Below are 15401 nucleotides of genomic sequence, written 5' to 3' on the forward strand. Positions count from 1 at the left end.
TCCTCTGTTTTGTTCGATGTGAGGACAATGCGCCCGCCAATGTGAACGCCAAGTGAATGCTGTCATTAAATAAATTTAATCATTTCATAGGCCTAGCCCTAATCTGACGAGATGCATTTCCCATCGGATCAAAATGCGCTAGGTAAAGCCAAAATCGTACGCCCCCCTCAACGGGGGTAAGTGCCAGAGGACGACATTATGATGAACTGGGTATTCATTCTGCAAGGCGTTATCGCATTTGGACTGGCTGGCCTGGCCATTGCAGTCATCCTGCGCCATCGTCGCCACTGACGCAGTTTCTGCCTGTGATCTTTTTCGCACGCGGCGGCTGGCTGCAACGCAACCGAACGCGAAATCAACCGTTTAAGCTTAATGTGATTTTTCTCAGGAGGAGACAGGGATGCGGAAAGTAGCACTTGGGTTGGTTGCTTTGCTCGCGATAACGGGCTGCACGACCACGGAAAAGGATATTTCCATCGGCACCGGCGCAGGTGCCATCATCGGCGGTATTGCCGGCGGTGGACGCGGAGCGCTTATCGGTGCGGGTGCGGGTGCGCTGGGTGGCCTGCTGGTGCGCGAACTGCGCAACGGTAATTGCCAGTATCGCGACCGTCACGGACGCATGTATGTTGCTCGCTGCAGACGATAGTCCCGGCACTCTGCAAGGATCATCGAAAGCGTCGGTTTTTCCGGCGCTTTTTACTTTTGGATACCTTCGGCCTGCCTGCCCTGATTGGAACTTTCGCTCATCGAGATCGTTTCATGTGCAATAAAGACAGTTCAGGGAGAACTCCGATGAAGCTTGCTCTCAAAGCCGCCCTTGTAGCCCTGGGCGTATTTGCGGCGGGCGCAGCACAGGCGGCGAACGCCATATCCACCACCAACCTCAATATCCGCACAGGCCCCGGAACACGCTATGCGACGCTGGGGTCGATCCCCAGTGGCGCGCCCGTAACCGTACGCGGCTGCACATCCGGCTATGGCTGGTGTCAGGTCAGCTACGGCCCGACCTATGGTTGGGCATCGTCGCGCTATCTGGCATTTCGCGAGGGAACCTCCGGCGGTTATTCCGATGATTTCGGCCGAACGGCTGCGCTGATCGGAATTCCGCTGATCGCCGGTGTCGCCATAGGTTCTGCACTCAATGATCGTGACGACTATTGGCATCGCGATCGCCGGTACTATCGGGACAGACATTGGGACCGCCGCGGATGGCGCGACCGTCCGGGCTGGTATGGGCGCCACGGCAATCACGGGCCGCGTGTTTACATGAGACGGCGTGGACCGGACGGCCCGCACGGACAGTAACCGATTTTGGAACTGAAACTGAAAACGCCGTGAAGCGGAAGACTTCGCGGCGTTCGCACATTCGATTCCATGCCGCTCATCAGAAGAAATTTGTCGAATGACACGATAAATTACCTTTGCAATTGGCATAACCTATTGAAAATAAATAGATAACAACACTCCTGTTGCAGTAAAACAGCCTTTTTTGCCAAGGTACTTTGCCCTTGCCTGAGCGGCAAAGCGACATTCAACTTTGACCTAACGTCCGGGATTATCGCGATAAAGGTCGTGTCGGCTTTCGACCTCATGTCGGCCGTTCCGCTCCCAATGCTGCCGCCCAAAACCGGCCGGTCATCTGACGACCCACGTCACAACGAAAGGCGATCTCTGTGGTGCAGCTTTCTGCTAGAGAGAATGTGAAAACTGCGTTGCGATCGGTAAGTCTGTCGCGGGTTGCATTGCAAGGTCAGCCCGCCAATCACCTCAGCAGCGCAAGCACATCGTCGAAGATGTCCTCCCACTCGCTTTCATCCATTTCGCGCAGACCCATGAACCGAAGCATGAAGGCGCCTTCAGCAGCTAAAAAGGCCACACGTGCCCTACGACCCTCTTTCGTCGTCATGTCTATGCCGCTGAGGCGGCTTTGATACCAATTCCTCACCCGAGTCATGTGTTCAGGCGATTGCAAAAGTGCCGCAATGATGCTGGCTGCCTTCTTCTTCGCGACAATACTCTGCTTGAAGTCAAATACGATATCCCGCCGTACTTCATCGAGAGCATCGATTGGCTCAGGGTACAGAGAGGCTATATCGGCTTCGTATTCGCGACCCCATCTGTCGAACATCGCGGCGATCAGGGCGTCTTTTGAGCGGAAGGAATACTGCAGTCCACCAACTGACACCCCGGCTCTGCGCGCGACGGCCTCGATGGTCAAGCCGCCTGCGCCATTTTTTCGAATGACCTCCTCTGCGGCGTCGAGGATCGTGTTCTCGTCAATTCTCTTGGCGCGGCTCACGCTTGCTCCATTTAAATAAATATGTTCATATTGATAATCGTAGCAAATCCTCACCAGAATCTCCAGCAGGCTTTCTCATGACAATACAATCAGAGCCCCATCCAAGGTTCAGGACAGTCGACCGCCGTTCACCGGCCCGCGCCGAAATCGCGACGATGGCCGCCGAGAAATTACCGCTACGTTTCCTGAATTGCGATCTTGAAGAGGCCGACCTTTCCAACATCGACATGACCGGCTGGCGATTTGAAGATTGCATTTTGAAGCATACCAATTTCACCGGCGCCACTCTTGATGAGGCGGCGTTCGTCAGCTGCCGTGGAGCCTTCATCAATTTCACGGCAGCGAGGCTTGTCGACGCGACCGTCGAGAAATGCGACTTCAACAACGGGAAATTCGGCGGGGCGACCATTACTCTCGCAACCTTCACCGGCTGCAAGCTCACCGGCGCCGACTTCACCAGAGCGCGCACCAATTCCGTCGCTTTCAAGGAGACCATCCTGTCGGCGGCCGTTCTTCCCGGTGTTTCCTTCCGCAAGGTCGAGATCGAAGAGGTGGATTTCAGCATGGCAGACCTCGCCGGGTGCGATTTTCGGGAGACGTTCTTTTCTGGCTCGAGTCTCAGGGATGCACATCTCGTCGATGCCCGTTTCGAGGGAGCTGATTTGCGCGGCGCGGATCTTGGAGGCATTCGTCTCAATGACGCCAGGAGATTCAAAGGGGCAACAATCTCGCGTGAACAAGCTGGCGCTCTTCTCGCCGAAATGGGTTTGAAGGTCCACTGACCATGGATTTCGAAGAGGCGATACGGCGAATTGAGCCGACAGAAGATGTCACGTTCAACCGTGTCGACATATCCGAATACCATCTCCATGAAGTGAGGTTTCGCAACTGTATATTCGTCGATTGCAATTTCGACGTCGCCCGCATCTCGAATTCGAGTTTCATCGCTTGCGATTTCCGTGAATGCAGCTTTCAGGGCACCGTATTCACCGACTGCACATTTGGCGACGAGGCTCAGGATGGTGGTAGCCGATGGCGGCGTGCAAACTTGGTGGATTCCGAATTCAGGAAGTGCAATCTCAGTTACAACACAATGATCGGCGGAAGTGCTTTTCGGGCCCTATTCGTTGATTGCAAAGCCATTGGGATCAAATTCTCGGTCGAAGCCTACCGCCCGGCCAAGAGGCGCATCGGAACCGCAACATTCTCTCATTGCGCCATGATGTTCGGGGCATTCGGTCCCGGCGATTACCGGGACTGCGTGTTCGAGCACTGCGATCTGCGCGATTGCGATTTCTCGGAGAGCAACTGCGCGAATGCTAGCTTCTTTTCCTCCAATCTCAACAATGCGCGGTTTCTCCACTCCAACCTGGATGGGGCTAATATCGCCAGAGCGCAGATCGAAGGTTTCCAACTGACCGATCTTTCCTCCTACACCGATATCATGCTCAGCAGGGACCAGCACGAGCAGGTGCTGAAATCCCTTTTCATTCAGACGTTTGACTGAGAGCGGTGCTTGTAAGTGTTGATACACCTGGATGAAACGCCAATTCGTAGGCTTGGATGCAGGCACAGCATTTGCGGTAGCGGCAACAGAAGTCTGCAGCGGGCAATTGGCGGTGTTTCGCTGACTGTCCAGAGTTCGAACGCATATGTTGGACGTATCCGGTGGCGCATGTATGGGCAATGGACGATGTCCGCTGTTGTAAATTGATCAGCTTAGCGTCCGCTTGCATTGCACTGTCGCGCAGAAGCAGAAGGACCGAAATCCACCCCGTCTCCGATGCGCGAGCCACCCGCCCCCGAAATCCTGTGCTACCGCCTCGGACACATGCGGCTGAAATCGCTGGGAAAGGTCAGTGCTTCTGACCCAAAAGGCTAATTAGCGCGGCGATCGACAAAATTAAAGAAAGTGGCGATCCCGACAGGATTCGAACCTGTGACATTCAGCTTAGAAGGCTGACGCTCTATCCAACTGAGCTACGGGACCTCGCCTTTCGAAAAAGATCGAAGATATTTCAATGAACGCAGGGCTTTGCCAGAAAAGCCCTGCCGAATTATCCCAACATCAGGCCCGAAGCAAGTGTCAGGCTAAACAGTCAATCAATGCGTCTCAATGAGTCCAGGGCATTGTCCGGTCGAAGCGGAAATTATCCGAATAGGAAACCTTGCGACGCTTCGGCTCGTTCGGCTCGATAATGCGATAGGCGATGCTGTTGCGCTTTGCATAATCTACCGCTTCTTCCTGTGTCGCGAAGAACAGACGAATCTGGCTCTTCATATCGCCGGAAGATGTATAGCCCATCAAAGGGTCGATCATACGCGGGCTTTCCGGCTCATATTCCAGAAGCCACTGGTCTGTTTTAGCCTGACCGGACTGCATTGCAGTCTTAGCTGGACGGTAAATACGTGCAACCATTTGAAGAACCCTGAACTACTCTCTTGCCCGCTGGGGAGCTGAAAATCCACCAAGCCAATAGTTTACACGTGAATGCATGTCAACGCGATAAAGACGCACGCCACAGCCTGTGCCGGGGCGTTCATATATCGACCAATTCAAATCTTGAGGAAAATGGTCGGAGCGAGAGGATTCGAACCTCCGACCCCCTGATCCCAAATCAGGTGCGCTACCAGGCTGCGCTACGCTCCGTCGCTTTCAAGCGGTGCGGCTTCACTAGATAATCAAACGAGATAAAGCAAGAGGCAAATTCGCCAGATCGTGTTTTTTCTCTTCAATACAAACAGGATGACGCATTTTAGTGGCCGCCAGGTTTCCCGGAACCAAATCATACAGGTGCGCGTTCTCTCCTCAATATCAACCAGCTGGAGACTGAATGTGAATAGAAACGGGCTTTATCTGATTATTGGCGCGCTGATTGTCGTGGCTGCGGGTCTTGCGGTTTATGTCTATCGTGAAGAAACCAAACCCGCCGGGATCGAGATGAAAATCGGAGAAGACGGTGTTTCCATTCAGGAAAATTGAAACGCAATACAGGTTATAAACATATAAATCGATTAAGATTTCAAGCGCTTACGCTTTGTGATGCAACGTTTCGATCATCGCTATGTTATTTGGGTCACCAGATAAAACGGAGGACCGAAATGGGTATCCAGACTGTTTCCGACGAGCTTTATCGTCGTCATGAACGCGAATGGGCAGAGCTGCGCAACGCAGTTGAGGCAAGCGAAGCCAACCAACGGCAGCAGGAGAAGGCATCGGGCCAGACCTCTTGCGATGACAAGACGTCTGGACACCAGTAAGTCTTTACCAATCGACCTCGAAACGCCGCGAAAGCGGCGTTTTTTGTTTACGCTTCATCGGTCTGACCCTGTGCAGCGGACCGTTCCGGTAACCAAATGCGAAGGAACAATTGGTAGCGTCTCCCCATCGCGATTCGAACAGGAGACTGACGATGGCTGCACGCAAACGCACCACCCGCTCGCCCAAGCGCTCCACAAAGCGCTCGGCCAAGTCATCGGGCTCGTCCACTCCCCTGCTCGCTCTTGTCGCAATCCTCGGCCTCGGCGCTTTCAGCCTGTGGGCAACCACCCAGCACAAGAGCCCGCAAGCCGCGATAACAGCCCTGTTCCAGCGCCCCGCGTCCAAGCCGAACACGCAGCCAGCTGCGCGAACCGAACCAAAAGCAACCGTCACCAGCAAAGCGCCTGAAAACAAGGCACAGCCGAAGGATTACGGCGCAGCCGTCGGCCCTGTGCCGCGTCCATCGGCGCCCGTTGTGGCACCCGCACCGCAAAAGCCGGTGCAGCAGGCGGCAATCCAGCCCGCCACCCCGCCGCGCCCCACAAATCAGGTCGCCGCCTCCGCAGCCAGCGCCACACCGCACGCAATGCCTCCGCGTGGCGTCAACACTCCCGCAAGCTCCCCGTCGGTGATTTATGCCAAGGCGCGACTCACCATCCATAAGAATGCCTGGGACAAATCACCGTCCATCGGCGTCGTGGAAAAAGGCCGCGAAATGCGTTCCTATGGGAAGACCGGACGCTGGCATCGCGTGATCGTCCCGAAGACAAACATGATCGGCTGGGTGCATGAAGATCAGCTCGTCGGTGGACGCAACAAGCCGGATAGTGCCAGCCTGATAACCGGCTCTATTGCCAAGAAGCCGCAGGCTACGACGACGAAGGCACCGAAGCACGCTTCAGCTCCTGTGCATTCACGCATGGTGCCGCCCAAGGCTGTGGGCCAGAAAAACTAGAGCGGTTCCGGTTAAAACGGAGTCGCTGGAACCGCTCTATCTCTTTGTTTTTACGCATGTCTTTATCCCAAAACCGGTTCCCACTTTTGGGAGACATGCTCTAATCCCGCCCCAGCGCCATTGCTTCGAGCTGCCGGTCGCCCGGCAGATAATCGAATCCTGCATCGATAAGCGATGAACTGTCTGCGACCAGATCGCCATAAAGCTGGTCGTAAAAGCCACTTTTACCCGCCACTGAAAGCAAGATTCGCATGAAGATCGGCGGAACAGGGACAAGGCGTGAAGGCTTTCCCAAGGCTGCACGCAGCTTCGTCACGAGTTCTTTTGTGGAGCGCGGTTGCGGTTCGGCAAGGTGAAACACCCGCCCGGCAACCTTTTGCGCAGGTGCTACGCTCAAAAATGTCAGCGCACGCGCAACGTTCTCAAGCGATACGAAGCTGCGCCTGTTGTTTGCCAGACCGAAAGGCAGCGGCAATCCGCTATTGCAGAGCTTTATCAAAGCTTTGAGGTTCGCCCGCGCCCCGGGACCGTAAACGAGAACCGGGCGCGCGATGACGATCTCGATCCCGTTGATTTCGCGCAGATCGGCTTCCGCCCTTGCCTTGGCGCGCCCGTAGTCGTCACGCGGTTTCAGCGGCATGTCCGGCGTCAGCGGCGACGGGTTTCCCACAATCGTATAGATCGTGGATACAAACACGAAGCGCTTTACGCCGGCAGCCTTTGCCCTGGCGGCAAGGTCCACCGCCAGCCGATGATTGACCGCATCGAATGTAGCGGCATCCGGTCGTTCCGTTCCGGTGCGGTGAGCAAGTGCTGCACAATGGACAACGGTTTCCACACTGGAAAAGTCGGGATCAGACAGTTTATTGCGAGATAGAGGCAGGACGTCATGCCCCTCCCCGGCCAGCATTTGCGTGAGAGCGCTTCCGACAAAGCCACCCGCCCCGGTAACGGCGATCTTCATCCTCAGCGATCCGGCTGTTCGCTGCCCGCCAGAACCTGTGCGGCAAGCGTGCGCGTGATGCGGCTTTTCTGCTCAAGTGCCGCCCGGTCGAGCTTGTCGACGATCTGGATTGCGGACAGAAGCGAGCGCTCGATCCGGCTGACCAGATAGGCGACGACATGCGGCTCGACGCTCACCTGCCGGTCCGCGAAGAGCTTGTGAATGACGCCGGAAAGCAGCAGATCGTCCGGTTCTGAAATTTCCACGACGGTTGCGGCCTTGAGGCGTGAGGCAAGATCGGGAAGCTTTACGTTCCAGTTGGCGGGCCACAGGCGGGACGTCATGAGCAGGGACGGCCCCAGCCCCTGCGCCGCATTCTGCCGAACACTGTTGATAAGATGGAAAAGCCCGGTTTCATCAAAAGGTGCAGCACCGATATCATCGATCAGCACCGGATATTCGGCAGCGCCGTTCACGACTTCCTCGGTAATATTCGTGGGGTCTACCAGAAGCGCGCCCGTCCCTGCGCGCCAGATTTCTGCCAGATGCGTCTTGCCCGATCCTGTCGGCCCAGCAAGGATCGTAACAGGCGACAGCCAGTTCGGCCAGCGATCGATAAGATCGACGGCGGCACGGTTGGAGTCCGTGACGATCATGTCTTCCCGATGATAACCGGGCTGATGCTCGAGATTCAACGGAATCTGGCGCGGTGCCTCACGCATCGCGGCCTCCTGCAAATCCCGTTCCAAATCCTGCCCGGTTACGACCCAGTCTCATTTCTCTTTGTCCGCATTCTCGCCCGCCTCAATCAGCGGCCCGGCATCGGGGTTCGGCTGATGGTAGGCAGGATCATACATCGGTGAGTGGAGATAGCTATTCAATGCGAACCGCACAAGCACCCCGACGGCGGCTGCGGCGGGCACTGCAACCAGCATTCCGGTGAAGCCGAACAGCGAACCGAAGGCGAAAAGAGCGAACATAAGCCAGACCGGATGCAGACCCACGGACGAACCGACGAGCTTCGGCTGGAGGATGTTGCCTTCCACGAACTGGCCAAGGAAAAACACACCTGCAACGGCACAGATCATGATCCAGTCAGGCCAGAACTGGACCAGCGCCACACCGATGGCGAGCGCCAGACCGACAAAGGAACCGATATAGGGAATAAAGCTGATGAGACCGGCGAAAAAGCCGATCAACAGGCCGAAATTGAGCCCGGTCAAAGTGAGGCCGATGGCGTAATAGGTTCCCAGAATGAGGCAGAGCGTTCCCTGCCCGCGAATGAAACCGGCAACGGCGGCATTCATCTCAGCGGCGATGCGGCGGACAGTGTGAAGCTGGCGGCGCGGCACCCATGAATCGATGCTCGAGACCATGCGGTCCCAGTCCAGAAGCATGTAGAACGCAACCACCGGAGTGACGACGAAAAGCCCCGCAATATCGATCAGCGATTTCCCCGAATTCCACAGGGACTGGAGCAAGGTCGACAGGAAACCGGCGCCCTGCTGGAGCAGCGAACTCAGATTTTGCTGAATGACGGAACTGTCAATGCCGATATATTTCTTCAACCATTGCGAATCCTCATTCGCCAGCAGCGACTGCAATTGGGTAATGTATTCGGGAATTTTGGAAATGAAATCCGCGAGCTGCGTTGCCAGAATCGGCACGACGATCATCAGACCGAGGATCAGCGCCATCAGGAAGATGAGCAGAATGACGATCGTGGCAGCAAGCCGTGAGAGGCCGAGACGTTCCAGCCTGTCGGCGACAGGGTCGAGGAAATAGGCCAGCGCCATGCCAGCAACAAACGGCAGCAGGACCGAACTGAAGACGATCAGGAACAGGACAAAGACCGCGACGGTCCCCGTCCAGAACATCGCCTGACGGCGGACCGAGGAACCGGTCAGCCCACCGACTTCCACATTGACGTGAATGTCGCCATCGCGAACCTTCGCGTCCGATTGACGGATCGTTCGGCTGGCGGTGGTGCGCGCGGGTGTCGGTTTCTTGGCCATGGGCGTCCGTTTTAAAGAAAAACTATTGGATAAGCCTGTCCTGATAGCAGAACGGCGTTACGGATATCTTATTGCAGTCGGGAACAAGTTAGAACGGTTGCCAAGGATTGCAATGTCTGTGCGAGAAGCCTGACGAAACACAACCTTCTATCGCAAGAAGAATGATCCATCATGTTTCCAGGTGGAATCCTGCGCTATTTTACGCTTTTCGGGCCTTCTGGCCTTGCGGGCAGCGCCGTCTCGTGTCATTGCGCGCACATTCTCTGTTTATCGCATTTTCTCAAGCAAAACCGTTACACGCTTTTGCCGAAAATGCATTAGACAGCTGCGTGGATAAGCGCCCAGTTTCAGGAGCAGGCCATGACCATGGAAAACAAGCCCGCCAATAAGCCCGCCGACAAGTCTGCTGCCCATAATGGCCTGACCTATGCGCAGGCTGGTGTCGACATCGATGCCGGTAACCTGATGGTCGAGAAGATCAAGCCGCTCGTGCGCTCCACGCGCCGCCCCGGAGCTGACGGGGAAATCGGCGGCTTTGGCGGCCTGTTCGACCTCAAGGCTGCCGGCTTCAAGGACCCGGTGCTCGTTGCCGCCAATGACGGTGTCGGCACCAAGTTGAAGATCGCCATCGATGCCGACAAGCACGATACGGTGGGCATCGATCTGGTTGCCATGTGCGTCAATGATCTCGTCGTTCAGGGTGCTGAACCGCTTTTCTTCCTCGACTATTTTGCGACCGGCAAGCTTTCGCCGGATCAGGGTGTCGATATCGTTGCGGGCATTGCCGAAGGATGCAGGCAGGCCGGTTGCGCGCTGATCGGCGGTGAAACCGCTGAAATGCCCGGCATGTATCGCGACGGTGATTACGATCTTGCCGGTTTCGCGGTTGGTGCTGCCGAACGCGACCGTCTGCTGCCGCGTGGCGACGTTGCCGAAGGTGATGTCATACTCGGCCTTGCCTCCTCCGGCGTCCATTCCAACGGATTTTCTCTGGTGCGCCGCATCGTCGAACTCTCCGGCCTCAGCTGGAAGTCCGATGCACCGTTCCAGCCGGGCGCGACGCTCGGTGAAGCGCTGCTCACCCCGACACGTATTTATGTGAAGCCTCTTCTTGCCGCGATCCGCGCTTCGGACGGTATCAAGGCGCTGGCGCACATTACCGGTGGCGGTTTTCCCGACAATATTCCGCGCGTCCTGCCGGAAGGTCTTGCCGCCGAAATCGACCTCGCGTCGATTGCCGTTCCGCCGGTCTTTTCCTGGCTTGCCAAGACGGGCGGCGTCGAGCCAACCGAAATGCTGCGCACCTTCAATTGCGGCATCGGCATGATTGCCGTCGTGAAGCCTGAAAAAGTGGAGGAAGTTCTGGCTGCCCTTGCCGCTGAAGGCGAAAAGGTTGTCACGCTCGGCCGGATGGTGAAGCGCGAAAAAGACGGCGTCGTCTACAAGGGCGCGCTTTCGCTATGAGCCGCAAGCGGGTCGTCATCTTCATCTCCGGCGGCGGCTCCAATATGGAGGCGCTGATCCGCGCCGCTGAAGTCGCCGATTTTCCGGCGGAAGTGGTGGCGGTCTTTTCCGACAAGGCGGAAGCTGGCGGCCTTGCCAAGGCGAAGGCTGCCGGTATTGCGACACAGGTTTTCAAGCGCAAGGACTTTGCCTCGAAGGATGAGCATGAAGATGCCATTCTGGAGGCGCTCGCCGCCTTGAAGCCGGATATCATCTGCCTTGCCGGTTACATGCGCCTTCTGTCGGGCCGCTTCATTCTTCCCTATGAAGGCCGCATTCTCAACATTCACCCTTCCCTGCTGCCGCTTTTCCCCGGACTGCATACCCATCAGCGGGCACTGGATGCAGGCATGAAAGTCGCAGGCTGCACCGTTCATCTTGTAACGGAAGGGATGGATGAAGGCCCCATTCTGGCACAGGCGGCAGTGCCCGTACTCGCTGGCGATGATGCGGAAGCGCTTGCGGCCCGCGTTCTGAAAGCCGAGCATCGGCTCTATGCCTTGGCGCTCGCCAGATTTGCCCGCGAACAAAGCGGTCCCGCGGATGTCACCGATGTAATGGTTCTGAGCGCCTGACAGCGCGCGACAAATTCATCACACCCCAAGTTTTTTGTTAATAAAACTTTAATTTCCCGCAAAAAGCTCTAATTGCCCATCGTAACGGAACTTGCTTCGGCAAATCTCGTTAAGAGACGTATTAGCGTCTCTTTCAATATGTTTTTAGAAGAGGACAAGGACATGTCTCTCCGTTTTTCGACTTCCTTCCTTTCGGCAATGGCCGTGGTTTCCGGCATTGCGGTCACGGCTCCAGCCGTCGCCGCTGACTTCGTAGCTCCTCCCGCTTCAGGTCGCACCCAGCCGCGTTCGGAAGTCGGTATGCTGTCCTGCGATATTTCTCCTGCCATCGGCGTCATCATCGGTAGCCAGCAGGATGTGGATTGCGTATTCAGACCCGCCCGTGGACGTGGTCCGCTTGAACATTATACCGGGACGATTACCAAACTCGGAGTCGATGTCGGCTTCATCAATGGCGGTCGTGTTGCCTGGGCCGTGTGGGCTCCGTCCGTTCGCCCCGAGGGCGCTCTTCAAGGCGGCTATGTCGGCGCATCCGCCAATGCAGCCATCGGCGTCGGCTTCGGCACCAACATCCTGACCGGCGGTTCGTGGAAGACGATTTCGTTGCAGCCGATTTCCCTTCAGGGCCAGCGCGGCCTGAATGCAGCTGTCGGCGTTTCCAAGCTGAAACTGCGTTACGCTGGCTAACGAGCCCAAAATCAACAACGCCCGGCGCATATATAGTTTATATATGCGCCGGGCGTTGTTGGATAAATATTTATGCGCTCAATTTGCGAATCCAGATCTTGGTGTCATGCACGGCCAGTCCGCCATAAGGAGCGGCAGGTTCGGCGCCGATCAGGATGTTGATCCCCTCGCCGCGCTCGAATGCGGAATTCGGGAAAATGCCCTCCGACACGACGACCCCGCGTTTTTGACCGGCGCGCAGAACCGCATGAAGCACCAGTTCGCCACGATGATTGCCGATCTCGATCCGCTCGCCATCCTCGATGCCAAGCTCTGCCGCATCGTCGGGATGGATAAGCAATTCGGGCCGGATTTCCTTGGCAAGCGATGTCGGCGTTTCGGCAAAGGTGGAGTTCAGGAAGTTATGCGCCGGTGAGGTGGTCATGCGGAAGGGATGCTCGGCATCCGCCGTTTCGATCACGTCCCAATAATCCGGAAACTCGGGGATCGACTGGAAAGCACCTTGAAGGCCCATGACTTCCGGCGGCTTGTTCGGCGACGGGCTCCCCGTCCAGTCGGGACGGAAGCGGAATTTGCCGTCCGGCCATTTGAAGCCATTGATATAATGCGCCTCTTCAAACGGCGGCTGCAGATCGACAAACCGCCTTTCCTTCAATTCATCGAATTGCGGCAGATCGCTGTTGGCGTTCATATTGTCGATCAGCGTGCGCTCGTCCAGATCAAAGCCCGGCAGATGGCCGACACCGAGACGTTTGGCCAGTTCGTTGATGACGAAGATATTGGGACGCGCATCGGCCAAAGGCTCGATCAACTTCGGTCCTAGAACCACATGCTGCTGTCCACCGGCGCGATAGATATCGTCATGCTCAAGAAATGTCGTCGCGGGCAGGACGACATCGGCCATCCTGGCTGTATCGGTCATGAACTGTTCGTGCACGGCGACGAACAGATCCTCGCGCGCGAAACCTTTGCGCACCAGCCGCTGTTCCGGCGTGACATTCGCCGGATTGGTGTTCTGGATCAGCATGGCCATGACGGGCGGCCCGCCATAAAGCGCTTGCCGGTCGCCAGTCAGGATGCGTCCGATCTTCGACTGATCGAGAAAGCGCAGACCGACATCCTGCATGACGCGGCCTTCGATCTCGCGCTTGTCCATCTTGAAGATGCCGGAATTGGAATGGAACGCCCCGCCGCCTTCATAGAGGAAAGCGCCGGTGACACAGGCAATCGAAGCGGCTGCGTGCATGTTGACCGCGCCGTTGCGCTGACGGGTGAAACCGTAGCCGAGGCGGAAATAGGTCCGCCTGGTCTTGCCGACGAGATGGGCGAATGCCTCGATCTCTTCGACCGACAGGCCGGTGATTGCAGCGGCCCATTGCGGCGTGCGGGTCTGAAGATGCGCTTCAAGCCCCTTCGGATCGTCGGTATAGCGCTCCAGATAATCCCAGTCGGCCAAACCGTCACGGAACAGCACATGCATGACGGCACAGGCAAAGGCGCCATCGGTGCCCGGTTTCAGCACGATGCCCATATCCGCCTGGCGGACGGTCGCATTGGCATAAACATCGATCACGACGATCTTCGCGCCGCGTTCCTTGCGCGCGCGGACGGCATGGGTCATGACATTGACCTGCGTTGCGGCGGCGTTGGTGCCCCAGATCACCACGACATCGGCTTTCGCCATTTCGCGCGGATCGGGACCGGTCAGGCTTCCCGTTCCGGCAAAATAGCCGGTCCAGGCCATATTGGTGCAGAAACTGTCGAACTGGTTGGAATAGCGCTTGGCAAAGCGCAGGCGATTGATCGAATCGCGCTGCACCAGTCCCATCGTGCCCGCATAGTAATACGGCCAGACGCTCTCGCTGCCATAGTCCTGCTCGGCTTTCAGAAAGCGTTCGGCAATGAGGTCGAGGGCCGCTTCCCATGAAGCCTGCTTCCATTGCCCCTCGCCTTTCGCACCGGCGCGCACCAGCGGATGCTTCAGGCGGTCGGGATGATACACACGCTCGGCATAGCGCGCAACCTTGGCGCAGATGACGCCAGCCGTATAGCTGTTGTCCTTCGCGCCGCGCACGCGCCCGATGGTGCGCTCGTCGAGAATTTCGACATCGAGCGCGCAAGTTGACGGACAGTCGTGCGGGCAGGCCGAATGGCCGATCCTGATATTTGAAATAGGAGCGTGCTGGTTCATATCGCCGTTTTACTCCAAGCCACTTCTCACAGAAACGAATTTCTACCGGAAGATTATCGCTGTGACGAAATAAATTTTTACGCCAGACGGAGCGAAATCGCGCCCAAGACGATCAGTCCTGCAGCGAGGAAACGCGGCAGACCCACTTTTTCTTTCAAGACCAATGCGGAAATGAGAACACCAAACAGGATCGCTGTTTCCCGCAATGCTGCAACCACGGCAATCGGCGCCATGGTCATGGCCCACAGCGCCAGACCGTAGGACCCAAGCGTCCCAACCCCGCCGATCAATGCCGGGCGCCAGCGATTGCGCAGATAATGGAGGAACCGGTCAGGTTCGCGATAGAACGCCCAACCGGCGAGCGGTATTGCGTTCATGAGAAAAAGCCATAGCGTGTAGGACAATGGCTCGCCGGAAACACGGACGCCAAGACCATCAATGATCGTATAACTTGCGATGAAACCTGCATTTGCAAGTGCAAGCAAGGCGGTACGGCTTGAAGCGCCGTGATTTCTGCGTCGCGCATCAACTGCCATAGCAAGAACGCCGGAGCAGATCAGCACGATCCCGAGCCAGCTTTGCCAGCCCATGATTTCTCCCACCAGCGGCGCGCTTACCAGCGCCACGATCAAAGGCGGTGTACCGCGCATGATCGGATAGGCTTCACTCATATCGCCGGACTTATAGGCGGCGGCCACGAGCGACATATAGAAGGTCTGCGTGACCGTCGACAACAGCATGTAAACCCAGCTTTGCGGGTTGGGCAGCGGCAGAAAGGGTACGATGAAAAGAGCAATCAGCCCGGCGGCGCCCGTGACGCTGGCCGCACCGAAGAACTTGTCTCCACTCCCCTTTACAATTGCGTTCCAGCTCGCGTGCAGGAACGCGCCGAAGAGGACGATCAGTAGGACGCCACCAGACATTTCGGGACTCGACTCAAAGGTAGGAGCGGATATTAAAGGTTGTAT

17 protein-coding genes, 2 tRNA genes and 1 pseudogene are annotated in these 15401 nt (G+C 56.8%); 11 read left to right on the forward strand and 9 right to left on the reverse strand.

All coding sequences use genetic code 11. The annotated features are described in order from the left end of the window. Positions 1–400: 400 nt before the first annotated feature. Together JNC70_RS09920 and JNC70_RS09925 are read left to right on the forward strand one after the other, a co-directional pair. On the forward strand, positions 401–649 hold the full coding sequence (locus JNC70_RS09920) for a YMGG-like glycine zipper-containing protein (protein ID WP_012092366.1): 249 nt from the start codon (positions 401–403) through the stop codon (positions 647–649). Between the two features lie 146 nt (positions 650–795). Beyond that, positions 796–1308: an SH3 domain-containing protein gene (locus JNC70_RS09925; RefSeq protein ID WP_104753927.1), complete on the forward strand. Its 513-nt coding sequence runs from the start codon at positions 796–798 to the stop codon at positions 1306–1308. 457 nt (positions 1309–1765) lie between these two features. Here JNC70_RS09925 and JNC70_RS09930 read toward each other — a convergent pair whose 3' ends face one another. Then, the gene (locus tag JNC70_RS09930) at positions 1766–2356 is read right to left on the reverse strand and encodes a TetR/AcrR family transcriptional regulator (RefSeq protein ID WP_374788585.1); all 591 of its coding nucleotides are present in this window, start codon (positions 2354–2356) and stop codon (positions 1766–1768) included. A gap of 23 nt (positions 2357–2379) precedes the next feature. Here JNC70_RS09930 and JNC70_RS09935 point away from each other — a divergent pair, with 23 nt between their 5' ends. The 3 genes and pseudogenes from JNC70_RS09935 to JNC70_RS22870 all read left to right on the forward strand — a co-directional run bounded on the left by JNC70_RS09935 (position 2380) and on the right by JNC70_RS22870 (position 3809). Then, a complete protein-coding gene (locus tag JNC70_RS09935) occupies positions 2380–3084 on the forward strand; it encodes a pentapeptide repeat-containing protein (RefSeq protein ID WP_104753926.1) in 705 nt (234 codons plus the stop codon). Positions 3085–3086: 2 nt separating this feature from the next. Next, positions 3087–3293, forward strand: a pseudogene (locus tag JNC70_RS22865) (pentapeptide repeat-containing protein); the annotation flags it as partial. Positions 3294–3353: 60 nt separating this feature from the next. Continuing rightward, complete coding sequence (locus tag JNC70_RS22870; protein ID WP_445433026.1) at positions 3354–3809, forward strand: pentapeptide repeat-containing protein; 456 nt, start codon at positions 3354–3356, stop codon at positions 3807–3809. A gap of 406 nt (positions 3810–4215) precedes the next feature. Here JNC70_RS22870 and JNC70_RS09945 read toward each other — a convergent pair. From JNC70_RS09945 to JNC70_RS09955, 3 genes are all read right to left on the reverse strand, one after another. Further along, positions 4216–4292 (reverse strand) — tRNA-Arg (locus JNC70_RS09945). A 123-nt stretch (positions 4293–4415) separates the two neighbouring features. After that, positions 4416–4721 (reverse strand): ETC complex I subunit, encoded by a 306-nt coding sequence (locus JNC70_RS09950; protein WP_104753804.1) that lies wholly within the window; start codon positions 4719–4721, stop codon positions 4416–4418. Between the two features lie 154 nt (positions 4722–4875). Beyond that, positions 4876–4952, reverse strand: a tRNA-Pro gene (locus JNC70_RS09955). 186 nt (positions 4953–5138) lie between these two features. On the opposite strand from JNC70_RS09955, the gene JNC70_RS09960 reads away from it, so the two are divergent. The 3 genes from JNC70_RS09960 to JNC70_RS09970 all read left to right on the forward strand — a co-directional run bounded on the left by JNC70_RS09960 (position 5139) and on the right by JNC70_RS09970 (position 6519). Continuing rightward, on the forward strand, positions 5139–5285 hold the full coding sequence (locus JNC70_RS09960; RefSeq protein ID WP_104753803.1) for a hypothetical protein: 147 nt from the start codon (positions 5139–5141) through the stop codon (positions 5283–5285). A gap of 119 nt (positions 5286–5404) precedes the next feature. Continuing rightward, positions 5405–5563 carry a hypothetical protein gene (locus JNC70_RS09965; RefSeq protein WP_010661697.1) on the forward strand — a complete coding sequence of 53 codons (159 nt, stop codon included), beginning with the start codon at positions 5405–5407 and terminating at the stop codon, positions 5561–5563. A gap of 152 nt (positions 5564–5715) precedes the next feature. Next, on the forward strand, positions 5716–6519 hold the full coding sequence (locus JNC70_RS09970) for a hypothetical protein (protein WP_104753802.1): 804 nt from the start codon (positions 5716–5718) through the stop codon (positions 6517–6519). 100 nt (positions 6520–6619) lie between these two features. Here the strand turns inward: JNC70_RS09970 and JNC70_RS09975 are convergent, their stop codons facing one another. From JNC70_RS09975 to JNC70_RS09985, 3 genes are read right to left on the reverse strand one after another with little or no spacing between them, the layout of a single operon-like run. After that, entirely contained in the window at positions 6620–7483 is an 864-nt protein-coding gene (locus JNC70_RS09975; RefSeq protein WP_104753801.1) for an NAD-dependent epimerase/dehydratase family protein, read from the reverse strand. Positions 7484–7485: 2 nt separating this feature from the next. Further along, entirely contained in the window at positions 7486–8184 is a 699-nt protein-coding gene (hdaA, locus tag JNC70_RS09980) for a DnaA regulatory inactivator HdaA (RefSeq protein ID WP_104753800.1), read from the reverse strand. A 51-nt stretch (positions 8185–8235) separates the two neighbouring features. Next, on the reverse strand, positions 8236–9477 hold the full coding sequence (locus JNC70_RS09985) for an AI-2E family transporter (protein WP_208623403.1): 1242 nt from the start codon (positions 9475–9477) through the stop codon (positions 8236–8238). Between the two features lie 360 nt (positions 9478–9837). Between JNC70_RS09985 and purM the strand changes: the two genes are divergently transcribed. The 3 genes from purM to JNC70_RS10000 all read left to right on the forward strand — a co-directional run bounded on the left by purM (position 9838) and on the right by JNC70_RS10000 (position 12242). Further along, positions 9838–10941 (forward strand): phosphoribosylformylglycinamidine cyclo-ligase, encoded by a 1104-nt coding sequence (gene purM, locus JNC70_RS09990; protein ID WP_104753799.1) that lies wholly within the window; start codon positions 9838–9840, stop codon positions 10939–10941. Further along, the gene (purN, locus tag JNC70_RS09995; protein ID WP_104753798.1) at positions 10938–11555 is read left to right on the forward strand and encodes a phosphoribosylglycinamide formyltransferase; all 618 of its coding nucleotides are present in this window, start codon (positions 10938–10940) and stop codon (positions 11553–11555) included. Before purM ends, purN begins: the two co-directional genes overlap by 4 nt. A gap of 162 nt (positions 11556–11717) precedes the next feature. After that, positions 11718–12242, forward strand: a complete 525-nt coding sequence (locus JNC70_RS10000; RefSeq protein WP_104753811.1) for a DUF992 domain-containing protein — start codon at positions 11718–11720, stop codon at positions 12240–12242. 70 nt (positions 12243–12312) lie between these two features. On the opposite strand, the gene JNC70_RS10005 is transcribed toward JNC70_RS10000, so the two are convergent. Then, a complete protein-coding gene (locus JNC70_RS10005; protein ID WP_104753797.1) occupies positions 12313–14433 on the reverse strand; it encodes a molybdopterin oxidoreductase family protein in 2121 nt (706 codons plus the stop codon). 77 nt (positions 14434–14510) lie between these two features. Next, positions 14511–15356 carry a DMT family transporter gene (locus JNC70_RS10010; protein WP_104753796.1) on the reverse strand — a complete coding sequence of 282 codons (846 nt, stop codon included), beginning with the start codon at positions 15354–15356 and terminating at the stop codon, positions 14511–14513. Between the last annotated feature and the right edge of the window lie 45 nt (positions 15357–15401).

This window comes from Brucella oryzae, assembly GCF_041929965.1.
In the GTDB taxonomy this organism is placed as follows: Bacteria; Pseudomonadota; Alphaproteobacteria; order Rhizobiales; family Rhizobiaceae; genus Brucella; species Brucella oryzae.

Coding starts and splice junctions, on each gene's coding strand:
- JNC70_RS09950 (WP_104753804.1), bottom strand. CDS start 4,721: ATGGTTGCACGTATTTACCGTCCAGCTAAGACTGCAATGCAGTCCGGT.
- JNC70_RS10005 (WP_104753797.1), bottom strand. CDS start 14,433: ATGAACCAGCACGCTCCTATTTCAAATATCAGGATCGGCCATTCGGCC.
- purM (WP_104753799.1), top strand. CDS start 9,838: ATGACCATGGAAAACAAGCCCGCCAATAAGCCCGCCGACAAGTCTGCT.
- JNC70_RS09985 (WP_208623403.1), bottom strand. CDS start 9,477: ATGGCCAAGAAACCGACACCCGCGCGCACCACCGCCAGCCGAACGATC.
- JNC70_RS10010 (WP_104753796.1), bottom strand. CDS start 15,356: ATGTCTGGTGGCGTCCTACTGATCGTCCTCTTCGGCGCGTTCCTGCAC.
- JNC70_RS09920 (WP_012092366.1), top strand. CDS start 401: ATGCGGAAAGTAGCACTTGGGTTGGTTGCTTTGCTCGCGATAACGGGC.
- purN (WP_104753798.1), top strand. CDS start 10,938: ATGAGCCGCAAGCGGGTCGTCATCTTCATCTCCGGCGGCGGCTCCAAT.
- JNC70_RS09925 (WP_104753927.1), top strand. CDS start 796: ATGAAGCTTGCTCTCAAAGCCGCCCTTGTAGCCCTGGGCGTATTTGCG.
- JNC70_RS09975 (WP_104753801.1), bottom strand. CDS start 7,483: ATGAAGATCGCCGTTACCGGGGCGGGTGGCTTTGTCGGAAGCGCTCTC.
- JNC70_RS09965 (WP_010661697.1), top strand. CDS start 5,405: ATGGGTATCCAGACTGTTTCCGACGAGCTTTATCGTCGTCATGAACGC.
- JNC70_RS09935 (WP_104753926.1), top strand. CDS start 2,380: ATGACAATACAATCAGAGCCCCATCCAAGGTTCAGGACAGTCGACCGC.
- JNC70_RS10000 (WP_104753811.1), top strand. CDS start 11,718: ATGTCTCTCCGTTTTTCGACTTCCTTCCTTTCGGCAATGGCCGTGGTT.
- hdaA (WP_104753800.1), bottom strand. CDS start 8,184: ATGCGTGAGGCACCGCGCCAGATTCCGTTGAATCTCGAGCATCAGCCC.
- JNC70_RS09970 (WP_104753802.1), top strand. CDS start 5,716: ATGGCTGCACGCAAACGCACCACCCGCTCGCCCAAGCGCTCCACAAAG.